Origin of the sequence: Rarobacter faecitabidus (assembly GCF_006716265.1) — a bacterium.
Classification (GTDB): Bacteria; Actinomycetota; Actinomycetes; order Actinomycetales; family Cellulomonadaceae; genus Rarobacter; species Rarobacter faecitabidus.
In genome coordinates this window covers 181,761-197,540 of the sequence record NZ_VFOS01000004.1, presented here as the reverse complement: position 1 = coordinate 197,540, position 15,780 = coordinate 181,761, and the positions used below count along the sequence as shown (strand labels likewise).

Sequence of the window (15,780 nt, the reverse complement as noted above, 5' to 3'; positions counted from 1 at the left end):
CGACGAGTGATCAAGGAGTTCCTTCATGTACCGATCCAACCGGCGTCTAGCGAGCGGCCTGGTGAGCACGATTCTGGCCCTGGCCCTTCTGTTCTCATGCGCCGCGCAATCGGCTGTCGCGGTGAGCGACAAGGCCTTTTCTCGCCAATACGGCGAGGAGATCTGGGAGGGCAAGTCATGGATGTCGTGGCTTGGTTCATACCGCGCCAGCGCGGCGATGGGCACGACGTATGCCTGGTGCGTCCAGGGCGGGGCTACGGTGCCGACGTCGGCGGGCAAGTCGCAGGTGCTGCATTCACCGCGGATCTCGTTCGCGTTGGAGCGCTGGTCGGGAATGAACTATGGCAGTTATTCCAAGGACGCTACGCATGCGGCGTTGTCATATCTGGTGCACTCCAAGCAGGATGTCTCAGGATCGAACGCGTCGAAGTACGAGGCGAACACTCGCCCAGCGATCAAGGCCATCGCCGCGGGCATGTGGGTCAAGGCCGATGCCTACTACGGTCCGTATACGGCCACTGGCACGCTGTCGCGCAACGCGGATGGGAACACCGTCACACTCTCGGGCGTAGGGGTCAAGGGTGCCAAGGGCACGTTCGTGCCCGATTTTCGGGTGACGGTCACACTGTCGGGGCCTGCGACGTTCGGGAACGGCTCGAAGACTAAGTCCTTCACCTCCACTGCGTCTGCCAGCTCCTTCCCTGGTATCACGCTGAGCGGGCCGGGCACGGTCAAAGCTGAGATCTCTGTCACCGGGTTGCCATCTGCCTATCTGACCCAGTGGTCGGGTGACGACAACACGTTCGGGGCAGCGGGTTCGGTGCAGGACATGGCGACCGTGAACCGGGTCGATGTATCGACAACGGCATCGCTCGCCGTCTCGCCCGCGGTTCCATCGATCACCACCACGGCCTCCGCAATCGTTGACAACGGATCGGTGCTCACGCACACCGATGCGGTGACGATTGACGCTGCTTCGCGGTTTGCTGGGCAGAAGGTGAAGCTCACGGCCTTCCTGCGCTATCACGGCACCACATGGCCCTCGCCGGTGTCGGTGTCGTCGGCGTCCTCGATTCCGGGGACCGCTGCCGCACCCGCGCAAACCACCACCGTGACGCTCAATTCGAGCGGCAACGCGACCTGGTATCCATCAGTCACCAGTTCGCGTATACCCGGCGCCTACACCTGGGTTGTCGCCAACGACGCCGCGCTCGGTGGACTGCTGGGTGCCTCGATCACCGACTACGGAATCCCGGCCGAGACACGGTCCTGGGCGAACCCGCTGATCGTGACGGGGGCCTCGACATCGACACCGAACGCCGCGAATCAGGTCGTTGTGACCGACCAGATCACCGGCTCCGGCTTCGCGCCCGGCACCACGGTGACGCTGCGCGCCCGGCTCTACCAGCACCCCGACGGGGCGGCGCTGCCGGGGGAAAACGGGCAGCCCACGATCCCAGCGGGCGCCACCCAAGTGGGTGCCGAGATCGTCTCGACACCGGTCGCGAACGCGGCCGGCAATGTGACAGCCACAGTCAACCGGACCGTGACTCAACGCGCAGTCGACACCTCGTACACCTGGGTCGTCAGCGCGGATGCGATCTCTGGCCAACTCCCGGGCGGGTTCAGATCGAATTACGGCATCTGGAAAGAAACCGTCCTGGTCCGCGCCGTCTCACCTGGCTCACCTTTGGTGCGTACGGTCGCGTCTGCCACGGCTCTGGAGCCGGGAGCGACGGTCTCGGACACGTTCACCATCACCCGCCAGAACGCGGACTTCGCCGACTACCCGTTGGCGATCACCTCGACGCTGTGGCACCTGAGTGAGGAACCGGTCTGGAACGGTGACATCACCGCCCAGCCCGGCACTGTCGACCAGGTCTCGTCGGTGCAGCTCGCGCCCATTGCAAGCATGAACCCGTTGCCATTCGACGTGGCCGATCAGCACCCGCACACGCTACCGGCAGACCCGGCACTGGCTGGCGGGTGGTGGGTCTACACCTACTGCTACGCCGCCACTGGCCACTGGGCTGACGGAACGCCGCCAAACGACCGGATTCTTGGCTACGACGGGTACTGCGACACCACGGTCTATGAGGTCGAGACGGTAGCGATCCAGTGGAACCCGGTCGTGACAACGACCGCGTCCCCGGCGATCGCGGCCGCAGGCAGTGTGGGCGACACGGTCGCGGATCGGGTCGAGGTCGAGGGCGGCAAGCCGCACTCGACCGTGATGGTCCTGCTGCGAGCCTACGAGCCCGTGGGTGCCCAGCCCGCGATCCGCACCCTCACGAATGCGGGTCGTCCCGAGGTTGTTCATTCCGAGCAAGTCCAGGTGCAACTCAACGCCGCGGGGCGCGGTGGCGCCGCGGCTGACGGTTTCGAGGCCACCTCGCCGGGATACTACCCGTGGACGGAAATCCTCATCGACGCGGATGCTGGTACCGCGGGGATTGGGCTCGAGTCGGACTACGGGATCGTCTCGGAATTGGCGTTGATCAAGTTCCAACCCGCTGTGACGACCATGGCCTCCCACCAGGTCGCGACCGAAGGTGCGCTACTGACCGATCAGTTCACCGTCACGGGTCTGCCGGCGAACACCACGGTCACGGTGACACACACGGGCTATTGCTCGAGTGTTGAGCCCGCACTGTCGTCCTCGATTCCGTCGTGGGCACGCGCTGCGGGAACGGTGACTTCGACGGTGACGTCGGATGCGGCCGGTAACGTGGGCACCCGCGTGTCGCCGCACATCATCGCTCCTGGTGATTGCGAGTACTTCACCTGGACCGAATCGATCCCTGGCGGAGCGTTCCACGAGTCCTGGCAGTCGGACTACGGAATCTCCACCGAGGTCACCGGGATCGTCTCGGTGACCACGACGGCTAACCCCTACGCCCAGATCGGAACCACGACCTACGACGTGGCCACCGTGACCGGTCCGGTTCCGGCCGGATCGGTGCTCTATTTCGACTACTACCGGCAATCGGACTCGGACGACCCAGCCAACGATGAGCTACTCGGCTCTCTTGGACCGGTGGCCGTGACCGGCCCGGGGGACTACACCTCGCCCACCATCACCGTCGGGGACACCACGGGCCACGAGTATTTCCGGGAACGGCTCTACATCCCGACCCCGGAAGGGATCATCGATACCGACGCTCCGCCGTTCATCACCGGCCAGCCGCGCCTGCCCGACGAGACCACGACGATCGTCGACGTCAGCTCGACCGCGACCAAGACCGCGAAACTCGGAGAGAAATTCACGGACACCGTCCACCTCGACGTCCCCGCTGACCTGCCGGGCGGCTCGACCATCGCCTGGGAGGTGTGGGACCAAACCGGTGAGAAAGACGCCGTCCGGGTCGAGCACGGCTACCAGGGCGACACCCTGCTGCGCCAGGTCGACGGGATTGATGCCAGCGCGTCGGGCGATGTTGTCTCACCGAAGATCTCGGTCGCTTCTGAGACCACGGTGTATTGGGTCGAGGCCCTCTATGTTCCCGGCCGCACGGCGCCCATCGCCGTAGGCGGGCATCGGGTCAGGGCAGAGACAACCCGCATCACCGACACTCCGGACATCGTCGACGAAACCGAACCCGACCTACCAGAAACCGGCGCAACCGTCACACTCCTCGGCCTGCTCGGCATGGCCCTGATCATCGTCGGCGGGGTCATCGTGATTCTGCGCCGCGAAACTCGCGCAACTGCATAAATAGCCACTCGAAAGGATTTCACAATGGGACTCCATCGACGCGCCTCCATCACGACGCTGTCCACTGCCGTCGTCTCAGCGCTAGCCGTGACGATTGCGATGGCGCCCGCCGCGCAAGCCGACACGCTCAGCTATAACGCTTACGCCGATTTCTCGTGCTCGGGTACGACGGGGAAGATCTCGCGCGCGAAAGCCTACGCGATACCTCCTACCTACCCTGAGACGAACGAGTGGCTCTACGACGCAGGATCGGGTCAAGGACTCGCGCCTTCAGCATGGAATCCGACATTCCTTGCCGCATGGCAGGTCCGCTGGGATGACCGCGTCATCGAGTCTGATGATGACCTGGTCATGAACGGTCAGAGCCTGACCGCTGCGCAAAAGAAGCAGATCGCGTTCATCGTGAACCGGTGGGGCATCTTCGCGGACTCATCCAGCCAGTTCTATGCCGTGCGGCGCGCGATCGACAAGATCACAGGCGCGACCACCGGAGCGTGCACGACGTCGAACTATGACCAACTGGCCACCAATATGATCAACCAGGTCAGCACCCTCATCGGCAGTGAGACGGGCAAAGTCACCATCACCCCAACTATCGGTGACTTCGACCCGGCCACGCGGTCGTTCACGCTGACCGATATTGCCGTGCGAGACAAAGGCAGTGGGATCGACTACGCCGAGATGGATTCGCACGAAGCCCTGACCATCGACGCCACAATCACTGGAGCTTCGTTCCGACCCCAACCGGGATACACCACTCGGGAGATCTCGATCAATGCCGGTGTCATCGAGGCGGTCAAGGTCTACGCCACGCAGCCAGGTGATGTGGAACTCACGCTGACCTACAACCGGATGCCTTCCCTCGACCTGCGAGTCCTCGAGGGCAGCCACATGGCCCGCCAAATCATCGCCACCAGGTCCGTGCCGGCCACCACAACAACTGGCCTGGTCGCGCCGAAAGACATCGGAACCCTGAATGCGTCCAACATCACCGCGACCACGGCCACCATCGCATCGTCACCATTGCTCCCATGGATCGATGGGCAGGACACCGCCACCGTGGCCCTCACCTCACCGGACGGGCCATCGAGCCGTATCATGACTCTGGCCCAAGCCTCGACCCAAACCTTCACCGGGCTCACCCCGTCGACGACATACAACGCGCGCCTTACTCGCGCGGACGGTTTCGCATCGCCAGCGACCACCACGTTCACCACCGGACCGGTTGCACCCACAGGGCTACGCGTGACCTCGACGTCCACGAGCGCAGCCGTGTCCTGGAACCCAACGCCCGGTGCGACGTCCTATCGGGTAACCGTCGGCACCCTCGAACGCACCGTGACCGCCACCTCAACGCAAATCACAGGACTGACGCCAAAGACCTCGTACCCGGTTTCCGTTCAATCGATCGGCGACAACCCCGGCGCGATCGCCACATCCGCCATCCGAACCCCGCTCGCACCTCCCACTGCTACGCGGGCAACGAACACCACCGCCACCACAGCAACCCTGACCTGGGGCGCAGTACCCGGCGCCGTCACCTACCTCATCCGCGTTGACGGCATGACCTCAACGTGGACCTCCACCTCGACCACGGCCACCTTGACCGGCCTGACACCGGGCCGCACCTATACAGCCACCATCGCCGCTACCGCGCCCGGTGAAGCGATATCGCAGGCGACGGCTACATTCGCCACGACACCGAACACGCCGCCAGCGGTCAAGATCACCAAGCGCACACCCACGACCCTCACCCTGTCCTGGACGCGCGGTCCGGCAGGATCACGCTACGAGATCCGCGTGACAGGCAAAAGCGGCAAGACCGTGACGACGCCGTCGACGTCGACCACCATCACCGGCCTGACAGCTGCCTCCGCATACACCGTCAGTGTCCGCACGCTGGTCGGGTCGTCGTCTTCGCCGTGGCAGACGCCGGTCACGACGTCGACCACCGCGAAGGCCACGCCCACGGTCGGGATCAAGAAGACCAAAAAGGCCAGGAAAATCTCGATCACGAACGCCGCGCCGGGAACCAAGATCTGCGTGGAGGTGCTCAAGGGCAAGAAGTGGCGTCGCGCAAAGACGGTAACAGCTACCAATAAGGGAACCGCCAACTTGACGGTCACAACGCGCAACAAGGTGCGCGTGATCGTTCCCGCTAGCCCCAGCACGCGCAAGGTCGTGCGCAGCAAATAGATCGGAGAACCGCCATGCGACGCACATGGACGATCCTGGCCATCCTCATGGCGGCGATCCTCGCACCAGTAGTCGGCCCATCGACAGGCATAGCCGCACCTGCGGTCACGGCCATATCAATCGGCAACGATGGGTGGGTGACAGGGGACCCGGCCTATCCCGTCACGGTAGTGACCGCAGACGATGCTTCGTTCACGGTGTCATGGCCAGTGATGGGAAACTACGGCTACACCGTGCGGGTCACGACCGGCGATGAAACCCAGACAATCACCAGCGCACCAGTGATCGGCAACACCTGGACATCGCCGCGCAGCCTCGCTCCGGCGAGCCCTTACCTCATCCAAATCGTTGCCAACCTTGCCCTGCACGGGACGGCCACCCCCATCACCCGAATCACCACCGCTCCAGCGGCGCCCGTGAACCTCCGCGCCTCCGCGACCGCAACCTCGATCACCGCCACCTGGTCGCCCGCCAAGGGCGCAACGCGCTATCTCGTGACCGCCGGGAACCAGTCGCAGATCGTGACGTCGCCCTCGGCGGCATTCACCCAACTCACCGCGCGCAGCTCCTACGACCTCACCGTAACCGCGCAGAACCCCCACTCGGGTGGAACCGTCGCGGCGACAATCAAAACCGCCACCACACCGCCCGCAGCCTTGCGAGTCACCAGACGCACGGCCACCACTCTCACAGTCAACTGGGCGCCCACCCCGGCTGCGACGTCCTATCACGTGTCTCTCGCGGGCCACCGCGTCTCCTACTCTACGACCGGCACGGCAATCATCATCGCCGGCCTCAAACCCGGCACCCGGTATCGAGTATCCGTCTCAGCCAACTCGGCAGGCTTCCCGCCTGGCATCGCCGCCGTCAGCGGGGACACCGCCAAGACCAAGCCCAAGGTGACGATCAAGAAGACCAAGAAAACCAAGAAGATCACCGTCACAAAGGTTGCGGCGGGCACCAAGATCCGCATCCAAGTCCCGCGCGGCGCGAAATGGCGTCTCATCCGTTTGATCAGGGCCAGTAAGTCCGGCAAAGCCACAGTTACGATCCGCACCGCCACCAGGATCCGCGTGACTATCAACGAAACCGCCAGAACGATCAGGGTCGTGCGAAGCAAGTGAGGCGCAACAATGGCAATAAACCGATTGTCGCGGGGACCTTGCCCTGGCAGGAATCGCATCGTCACGTCGAAGCGTCGCGGCCGATTCTCGAAACGCAAATGTGGCGCTACCGCGAACTACTTGGGATGCTGAGTCCGTGGAGCCTTACAAGTTCGAGTTGACGTGCCATCGGATGCGCGTGCGGGAGATGACTGAAGTGCTGGGTTGCGCCGTACAGATCGGAACCGTGGAACGTATTGTGCTGCAGGTCGAGGCATGACCCAACTGAGCCGATTCGGGCAATCTCGCTGGACGGCTGCCATGGCGATATTGGCACTCACAACTGTCGTGGCTACCGCGACCGCTACCGCCACGACGAGCAGCGCGGCCGCGAGCCCTGACCTGAAGGTTGCGACGTCCATCACGTCTCGTTCAGCGGCGACGGTGCGCACCACCGTCAAGGTCACGGTCAAGACTGCGCGCCGTGGCCACGCGATCAACGTGAAGGTCAAGACCGGCGCGAAGACCAAGTTCGTCAAGGCCCGCTGGTCCGCCGGCGCCTACCGCGGAGTGACACGCATCGTCACCGCGAATCCCGCCAAGACCGTGGTCAACGCCCTCGGGGTGATCAAGCGCGTCAAGGCCAAGAAGGTCAAGACCACCGTGAAGAACGTTTACATCGACGGTCGCAAAGCCAAGCCGACTAAGAGGCTGACCGTGACCGCGAAGCCCGGGTCCAAGGTCAAGATCTCCGCGCAGCTTACGCCCGCTCGCGGCCGCAAGGTCCTGGTGCAACGCAAGGCCGGATCCACCTGGCGCACGCAAACCACACTCACGACTCGTGCAGCTGCTCGCGTCACGCTCACGGCTACGGTGCCGGCCTCGTCGACGGCCACGACCTGGCGCCTCTATGTGCCGGTCACCGTGCGACTGGCCGCCGCGACCGTGGCCACCGCCACGATCAAACCGGGCGTCAGTACCGGCGGCTCAAACCCAGGCGACATCGGAGGTGGCGGAAGCGGCTCGGGCACGCCCGCCCAGCCGATCGACTGGCAGCCAGGACAACGCAACTGCCTAGATACCACCGGGTACGGCTACACCTCGGGTGGGATCTACTACGAGGTCAACGGCAAACCCATCCCCGGGTGCACCGATTACGGTGCAGTGACCGTTGAGGCAATCTCAACGGTCGCCGACCACTACTGGCTCGATGACCGGTGTGGGGTTACCATCACCTGCTGGCGCAAACCCACACCCAACGAACTCTCTCGCGGCTACGACCCGAACATCCCCGTCGAATGGAGTCCGCCGCCCACGGTCGATACCTACAACGACGCGAACCCCGAGATCGCCTACATGCCCGAAACCGTCGAAGCGCTCAACCAGTTCGCGGTCGAGAAGGGCTGGATCACCCCGGCCGAGATCGACGCTCACGGCCCGCCTTGGCGCGAGATCAAAACACCCACGTGGAACCAGTTCCCTCACTCGAGTGCGCCCGGCTACGGGACCGTGCTCGGCCACGGCGGACCCACTCTGGCCCACGCCGCATCCCGTGCCATCGGACTAACCAAATACGGCGTCGACACGCTGCCGCGCTACTCGAATCAGACCACGCCCGGCTTCCACTCCATCCCTGGCACGATCAGCGACCAGATGGACGCCGCATACCCCGTCAGCCCCTACAAGTGGTCGTGCAGCGAACAAGGCTGGACCGTGACCGCGTCCGTCCACGACATCCTCCGCCGCCTCGACAGCGCCCACGAAACCGACCTTCGCGCGCAAGTCGAGGGTTACCGTGCTCTCGGATATCGAGGTGCAGCCTACGTCACCCATGGCGCCTACCGATGGGCTGGAGGCGCCGCCTGGGAATGGGTCAACTTCTGTCGAATTTACAATCCCACGCAGACCGAAACCTCGCCTCTGGATGGCTACACCATCTATTCCCCAGCCACCCTCCCCGGCGACCCCTGGCACTAGACGTGAATCGTTCTGACCGTTGCGGTCACGCCCTCGGCCAATACGATCCCGCCGTTCGTCACGTTTCGGCGCGGCCTGGGGTCATGCCGCCGGCAGCCGGTTCTTAGCGCGGCTGGCGACCGCGGGTCGAATCGCAGGTGCCCGTCTACGCAGGCGCCTGTCTACACAGCCGCCACGCCCTTCCCGCCGCCCCTATATGATTACTCGCATGCCTGCTGACAATTCCGGTTCCTTCGTCCTGCGCCCATTCGAGGGCATTCCCGGTGAGGCCGACCTCGTGGCTATGCGCGAGATCGTCCCGGCGGCGACAGCGAAAGCGTCGCTGACCAAGGAATACGGCGCCCGCGAGATCACGTTCGTGACCTCCCTGCCGGAGTCCTGGCCGGCGCTGCACCGAACGGACGGCACCATCCTCGTGGCGCTGCAGACGCACGCTGGGTCGGGGGACCCGAGCCGCGACCTCGCCGACACGATCCTCACCGCGATCGATCTTGAGCCCGGCACCCCTGTTATCCGACAGGTCATTCCCGAACCTGGGCCGCGATTGCAGGACATCCTCGATCTCACCAAGGACATTGAGGCGGAGGTTCACGCCGACTTCGAATTCTGGCTCGATCCGTCCGCGGACCGTTCCAGCGAACTCGATGCGTCCCTCAAGGAGGCCGCCGAGGCCATCGTGGATACCGTGAAACTGAACAAGGTGCCGCACGCGTTCTGGTGCCGCATGGGAGCGCGCGAGTTCCTGCGTTGGTCCTTCGCGGAGGACGAGGACACGATGCTGAACGGCATCGCCCGCCTGCACGCCAAGCGCGATGCCCAGATCGCGGACGGAAAGTTCATCGGCGCGTTCCGTGCCGAGGGTATCTCGATCCCCGTATGGGAACTTCCGCGCGGTACGGAGGCGGAGGAAATCGAGGACGAGGCCGCGGCCTTCCTGCCTAAGTTCGAGGCGGCGATGGCGCTCACCGAACCGCTGGATGCGAACGAGCGCCGCGCACGGGCAGGTATCGTCGCACGTCAGAAGACCCTGCGATAGTCGATCGGCGAACCTCGGTCACTCGGCGGCCCTTAGACGGACCGTGACGAATACAAGACCGAGTCGTTACGACTACTATAGATACCGTGAGTGAGACAGGGCGCCCTTCGCGACTGGCTAAGCGCCAGCGCGTGGCCGTCGTGATACCCGCCAAGGACGAGGCACGACGCATCGCCGCGACAGTCCGTTCCGCGCGCGCGATTCCCTACGTAGACCTGGTTCTCGTCGTCGATGACGGCTCGGAGGACAACACCCAGGATGTGGCGCGTGCAGCGGGCGCCGTGGTCGTGCGGCACTCGCGTAATCGCGGCAAGTCTGCGGCGCTGGAAACGGGGGCGGCTGTGGTCGCCATGCGCGATCCCGACGGATATCCGGCTCGGCTACTGCTGTTCCTCGACGGCGATCTGGCTGAGACCGCCGTGAACGCGGCCCCGCTCGTCCCGCCGATTCTGGAGGGCGAGGCCGACATGTCCATCGCACTCCTGCCACCCCAGCCAGGCGCCGGGGGTCGAGGCATCGTCGTTCGTACCGCGCGCCGCGCTATCGCGAGCCTCACGGGTTGGACCCCTGTTCAACCCCTGTCGGGAATCCGTTGCCTGACGCGTGAAGCCTACGAGTCGGCCGCCCCTCTCGCGCACGGCTGGGGCGTCGAGGTCGGCCTCTCCATCGACTTGGGGCGACAGGGCTACCGCATTCTGGAAGTGCCGTGTGATCTGCGCCATCGCGCATCGGACAACTCCTTCGCGGGGCAGGCGCATCGCGCCGCGCAGTACCGTGACGTCGTGCTGGCGATCAACGCTCGCCGCGTCCGCGCGGGTCTCGGCAAGCTACGCCGCAGTTAGCCCCAGTGCGCTTGACCGCACCCCCCGGCGTTGCTTCTCGTCGGAGTTAGTCCCAGTGCACTTGCCCGCACCCCCGGCGTTGGTTCCCGCCGTAGTTAGTCCCCGCCGCGCCGCGCTCGCCCGCGCCGCGCTCGCCCGCGCCACGCTTACCCGCCGCGCCACCGCAATTAGCCCGCTCGCATCGCTACATCGCGGGCGCCGGGCACGGCGCTGGGCAGGGCGCCGTGCCGCATGAGGACGAGCGCTCCGCCGAAGAGCCCCATCCACCCCGCGATGGACAATCCCGAATCGTTCAGCAGCGTCGCGATCACGCACGTGATAACCACGGCGATTCCGGCCTCCCCGACTGCGGCGTGCGCGCGCCACCGCCGCATAACCCAGATGGCCACGGCGATCAGCACAACCGCAACCAGTCCGAGCAGCGGATTATCCAGTAGCGGCCGCGTAGCGCCGCCCAGTTTGCGCCCGATCACGGTCAGCGTGTCTGCGGTACCCAGATGCGCCACGAAGTCACCCAGATGCGTCCGCTCGCCGGCTCCGCGAAGCGAGTCAAGCCACCCGATGCCGAGTGCGGCAGCGACACCGAGCCCGATGACAACCAGCACCCGGCGGATCGTCATGCGCAGGCCCGCGACGTAGGTCACTGTGAGCGCGACGCCAGGAATGAGGGCCAGCGCACCCCCGAAATCGGCCCCCACACCCGGCAGGGCGTCGATGGCGCAACTCGCGAGCCCGAAGGCCGCGGCGCAGGCGATGCCGACAACCCGGTTCCGTCGAACCAGCCGCGGGCCGAGCATCACGATCAGCGTCAAAGTGGCGACGGCGAAGAACGAGAAAGCAGTGTTGTTGACCCCGTAGAACCGTCCCGCCTGCAACGGTTGCGTCCCGAGCGGCGACGCCGTCATCCACGGTGTCCCGCGTAGCACGTCGACGACGATCACGAGCCAGGTGAGCGCCGCCACGGCGATGACTCGCCCTGCCCACGGCTCCGCAGTACGCCGGGTCAGCCACATCAGGAGCGTGGCGACGGCGACGACGATCAAACTAGCAAGGGCGGCGATGGCGGCGAGCGGGGAACTCGTCCGCCACCATGCGCTGGCTGAGGCGAGGTATGTGGCCATGGGTACCAGCGCGATCGCCAGCCCGCCCGTGCGCAGTGCCAGCCGTGCGCCGGAACGGCGCCATCGAGCCGCGGCGAGCCCCAGCATCGCCACGCCCAGTCCCGCCACCAGGTACACGTAGGGCACGGCGGCAGCGTCCCCGGCCTGGGACCGCTGCGCCAGCGCGAGCAGCGCCTCGACCCGCCCAGCGGGGTCTTGCGCGGAAACGGCGGGCCGTACCGGGGCTCCCAACGCGCCATCGGCAACGAGGTCGAATCCCGCCAGGACCGTTGGCTGCACATCAGTGGTCAGGATCAGTCCGGGCTGCCGCGTCGACGTCGATGTGGCGAGATCGCCCCCAACTCCAGCCCCGGCCGCGCGCGCAAAGAACTGCATCGAGGCGGGCGAATCGTCCGCGCCGCCCACGGACACGAGCGTCACCCGCGCTGGGCCGCCCGCTGCCACGCCCGCCAGGACCGCGGCGAAGCGCGCATCGAGTTCCCGCCCGCCCGCTGCCGCGCCGCCGCGCGCGACATCGACGACGGTGAGGCTGGCATCCCGCACGCCCGCCGCGACGGCCGCGCGCAGTTCCGCGTCGTCCTTGGGCATGGTGGTCTGCGGTGGCGGGCGCCCCGCTTCGTCGGCGAGGACGAGGGCTCCGCCGCCCCCGACCGCGGCAACACTCAGGCCTGCGCCGCGCAGTGTGGCCGCGAGCAGTCCCGCGCGCGGCGCGTAGGGCTGATCGGCGAACTCCGCCACCAGCTCATCCCAGCCGGCGATGCGGCCGTCGGGGGCGACGATCGACTCGTCCACGCGGCGGCACGAGCCCTGGAGGCGATCGGCGACCCGTGTACCCGTGGCGAGTGTGAGGAACCCGTCGGCGGGACAACTGGTGCTGGTGCCGTTCGTGGCGACCGCCTGCGCGACGAGTGCTGTCGGGGCGAACCCGGCGATGGTGGGATACGCATCCGGGTGCGCGGCGACCTCTTCCCACGAGAGTCCCGTCACGGCGACGATGACCTCGACGGTTGGCGACGCAGACCTCGTCGGCGAAACCGCCTCGGCGCAAGCGGGAGCAAGAACGGCGGCCGCGGCCATGACGAGGGCGGCCAACCCGGAAGCAAGCGCGCGGATGCGGACTGTCACGACGCCAAGGGGGCGCGGATCGTCAGCGCCCGGCGCACCACCCAAGCTTCCAGCGTGCTCGCCCGGCCGAGCGTATCGCCATCCACCTGGACCGGCTGGGCACCCTCCACGACCTCGACGTGCAACCGCTTTGCGGTCGTGTGATCGATCCGGCCGATCTTCTTCGCCGAGTCGTTGCGGACGCCGAGGCCCTGAAGCACCACCTCGCCGAAGAGTTGCACCCAGCCCGCGATCCCGGCGCGCGTGTCGACGGCCGCGATATCGAGCCTTCCGTCATCGATCACGGCATCGGGCAGCAGCGAAAGGCCTCCTGGAAGTCGACCGCAGTTGCCGATGAGCAGCGTGCGTAGCGTGATCGTCCGCTGCGGGGAATCGTCGAGCGAGATGCGCACGCGCGTGCGCCCTGCGTGCAGGTGCCTCATGCCGCCCAGGAAGTAGGCTATCCAGCCGACGCGCTTCTTCAGGACGGGGCTCGTGTCCGCGACCATGGCGGCGTCGAAGCCGATTCCGCCGATGACCAGGAACGCCTCGGGCTCGGAGGTTCCGGGCTCGCCAGGCGGAGCCTTGGTGATCTGGAGGTAGCCCAGGTCGATCTCCCGGGTCGCCTGCGAGGTGAGGGTCGCCAGCACGGCGGGAAGGTTGTTCACATCGATATCGATGTTTCGCGCCAGCAGGTTGCCTGTTCCCATGGGTATGAGCCCCATGGTGATGTCCTTGCCGGCGACGATCGCCGCGACGGCTCGTACCGTACCGTCGCCTCCCGCCGCCACGATGATGTTCGCCCCGTCGGCTATCGCCTGCGCGGCCTGCCCCTTCCCCGGATCATCGGGCGTGGTCTCGTAGAAGACGGGCTCGGGAAGGCCGTGGCGCTGAAAGTATTCCAGGACCTGCTGGCGCAACCCCACCGTGCCGGGCTTGGACGGATTGATGATGATCGCGTAGGAATCCTGACGCTCACCGTCTTTGGCTACGATGCGGCGCTCGGCGCTCAGGCGGCGTGCCAGCGTGCACGCGTAAACGGCCGCCGCGACGGCTGCGACGGCGACGACAAGTGCGCAGAGAGCCACCCATTCCGATGCTTGCATGCCTCCACGGTAGTCCGTAACCAGATAGTCTGGCAGCGTGATTGACCTCAACCTGCTCCGTGATGAACCCGAACTTGTCCGCGAATCGCAGCGTCTGCGAGGGGAGGACCCCGAACTCGTCGATCGCATCATCGATGCCGATGCGCGTCGCCGTTCGTCGCTCGCCGCATTCGAGGGCGCGCGGGCCGAACAGAAGTCGATGGGCAAGCAGGTCGCCACCGCCAGCGCGGACGAGCGTCCCGCCCTCCTGGCTAAGACCAAGGAACTCGCGGAGCGCGTCAAGGCTTTCCAGGCGGACGCGACCCAGGCGGGCAACGAATTCGACGAGTTGCTGCGGCAGATCCAGAACGTGGTTGAGGGTGCGCCCCCCGGGGGCGAGGACGATTACATCGTCGTGCGCGAAGTCGGCCAGGCACGCGACTTCACCGCCGAGGGCTTCCAGCCGGCCGATCACCTGGCCATCGGCGAGGGCCTCCGCGCGATCGACACCGCCCGCGGCGCCAAGGTGTCCGGGTCCCGCTTCTACTACCTGACCGGTATCGGCGCCCGCCTCGAACTGGCGCTGCTCAACGCTGCGGTCGACTGCGCGTTGCGCGCCGGATTCACCCCGGTGATCACGCCGACGCTGGTCAAGCCGGAGGTCATGGCTGGCACGGGCTTCCTGGGCCGTCACTCGGACGAGATCTACCATCTCGGCACCGATGACCTTTACCTGGTGGGGACGAGCGAAGTCGCCCTCGCGGGCTACCACTCGGACGAGATCATCGACCTGTCCGACGGGCCGCTGCGCTATGCCGGTTGGTCGGCCTGCTATCGACGCGAGGCCGGATCCCACGGCAAGGACGTGCGCGGCATCATCCGCGTCCACCAGTTCCACAAGGTCGAGATGTTCAGCTACACGACGGTGGAGGATGCCGCCGCGGAGCACCAGCGCCTGCTCGCGCTGGAGGAGGAGATGCTGGCGCTCGTCGATCTGCCGTACCGCGTGATCGACACCGCGGCCGGTGACCTGGGTTCCTCCGCCGCCCGGAAATTCGATTGCGAGGCGTGGTTGCCGTCGCAGCAGCGATATCTGGAACTCACCTCGACCTCTAACTGCACGACGTATCAGGCGCGTCGACTGTCGGTGCGCGAGCGCACCGAGTCGGGCGCGACCCGCGCAGTCGCGACGCTCAACGGAACCCTCGCGACGACCCGTTGGATCGTTGCGATTCTCGAGAACCACCAGCAGGCCGATGGCTCGGTCACCGTACCCGAGGGGTTGCGCCCCTATCTCGGGGGCCTCGAGGTACTCATTCCAAAGGCGTGAATGTCCTGGTATCGCGCGGGCGTGGTAAATGCGTTCGCGAGCGGTAAGAAATACGGTTCGAAATCGGGGGTTTCACGACTTGAACGTTCACAGGTAGGCTTGCCTGCGACGACAGTCGTGGAGCGTCGATGGCAACGGTGCCTGTCAGGCTCGCAGGCGAACATGCCTCGAGGGCGAATGGGAACCAGCTAAAGTCGCTCTTGGTATTTATGATGCGGGTCTCCCGCGCCGAAAGTACCAACAGGAGGTTTCGGGCGTGGCGCGGAACCTT

9 protein-coding genes are annotated in these 15,780 nt (G+C 65.9%); 7 read left to right on the top strand and 2 right to left on the bottom strand.

Features of this window, described 5'->3' with window-relative positions:
* Positions 1-25 precede the first annotated feature (25 nt).
* The 6 genes from FB461_RS11030 to FB461_RS11005 all read left to right on the top strand — a co-directional run bounded on the left by FB461_RS11030 (position 26) and on the right by FB461_RS11005 (position 10,869).
* A complete protein-coding gene (locus FB461_RS11030; protein WP_142122052.1) occupies positions 26-3,715 on the top strand; it encodes an LPXTG cell wall anchor domain-containing protein in 3,690 nt (1,229 codons plus the stop codon).
* Positions 3,716-3,739: 24 nt separating this feature from the next.
* Positions 3,740-5,911, top strand: coding sequence for a fibronectin type III domain-containing protein (locus FB461_RS11025; protein ID WP_142122050.1), 2,172 nt, complete (start codon positions 3,740-3,742; stop codon positions 5,909-5,911).
* Between the two features lie 14 nt (positions 5,912-5,925).
* On the top strand, positions 5,926-7,035 hold the full coding sequence (locus FB461_RS11020; protein ID WP_142122048.1) for a fibronectin type III domain-containing protein: 1,110 nt from the start codon (positions 5,926-5,928) through the stop codon (positions 7,033-7,035).
* Between the two features lie 255 nt (positions 7,036-7,290).
* Complete coding sequence (locus FB461_RS11015) at positions 7,291-8,991, top strand: hypothetical protein (RefSeq protein ID WP_142122046.1); 1,701 nt, start codon at positions 7,291-7,293, stop codon at positions 8,989-8,991.
* A 208-nt stretch (positions 8,992-9,199) separates the two neighbouring features.
* Positions 9,200-10,027, top strand: coding sequence for a DUF5926 family protein (locus tag FB461_RS11010; RefSeq protein WP_142122044.1), 828 nt, complete (start codon positions 9,200-9,202; stop codon positions 10,025-10,027).
* A gap of 86 nt (positions 10,028-10,113) precedes the next feature.
* Positions 10,114-10,869: a glycosyltransferase family 2 protein gene (locus FB461_RS11005; RefSeq protein WP_246046220.1), complete on the top strand. Its 756-nt coding sequence runs from the start codon at positions 10,114-10,116 to the stop codon at positions 10,867-10,869.
* Between the two features lie 167 nt (positions 10,870-11,036).
* Here FB461_RS11005 and FB461_RS11000 read toward each other — a convergent pair whose 3' ends face one another.
* Positions 11,037-13,115 (bottom strand): hypothetical protein, encoded by a 2,079-nt coding sequence (locus FB461_RS11000; RefSeq protein ID WP_142122042.1) that lies wholly within the window; start codon positions 13,113-13,115, stop codon positions 11,037-11,039.
* Positions 13,112-14,200 carry a diacylglycerol/lipid kinase family protein gene (locus FB461_RS10995; protein ID WP_142122041.1) on the bottom strand — a complete coding sequence of 363 codons (1,089 nt, stop codon included), beginning with the start codon at positions 14,198-14,200 and terminating at the stop codon, positions 13,112-13,114. Before FB461_RS10995 ends, FB461_RS11000 begins: the two co-directional genes overlap by 4 nt.
* 37 nt (positions 14,201-14,237) lie before the next feature.
* Here FB461_RS10995 and serS point away from each other — a divergent pair, with 37 nt between their 5' ends.
* Positions 14,238-15,509 (top strand): serine--tRNA ligase, encoded by a 1,272-nt coding sequence (serS, locus tag FB461_RS10990; protein WP_142122039.1) that lies wholly within the window; start codon positions 14,238-14,240, stop codon positions 15,507-15,509.
* The last annotated feature ends 271 nt before the right edge of the window (positions 15,510-15,780 follow it).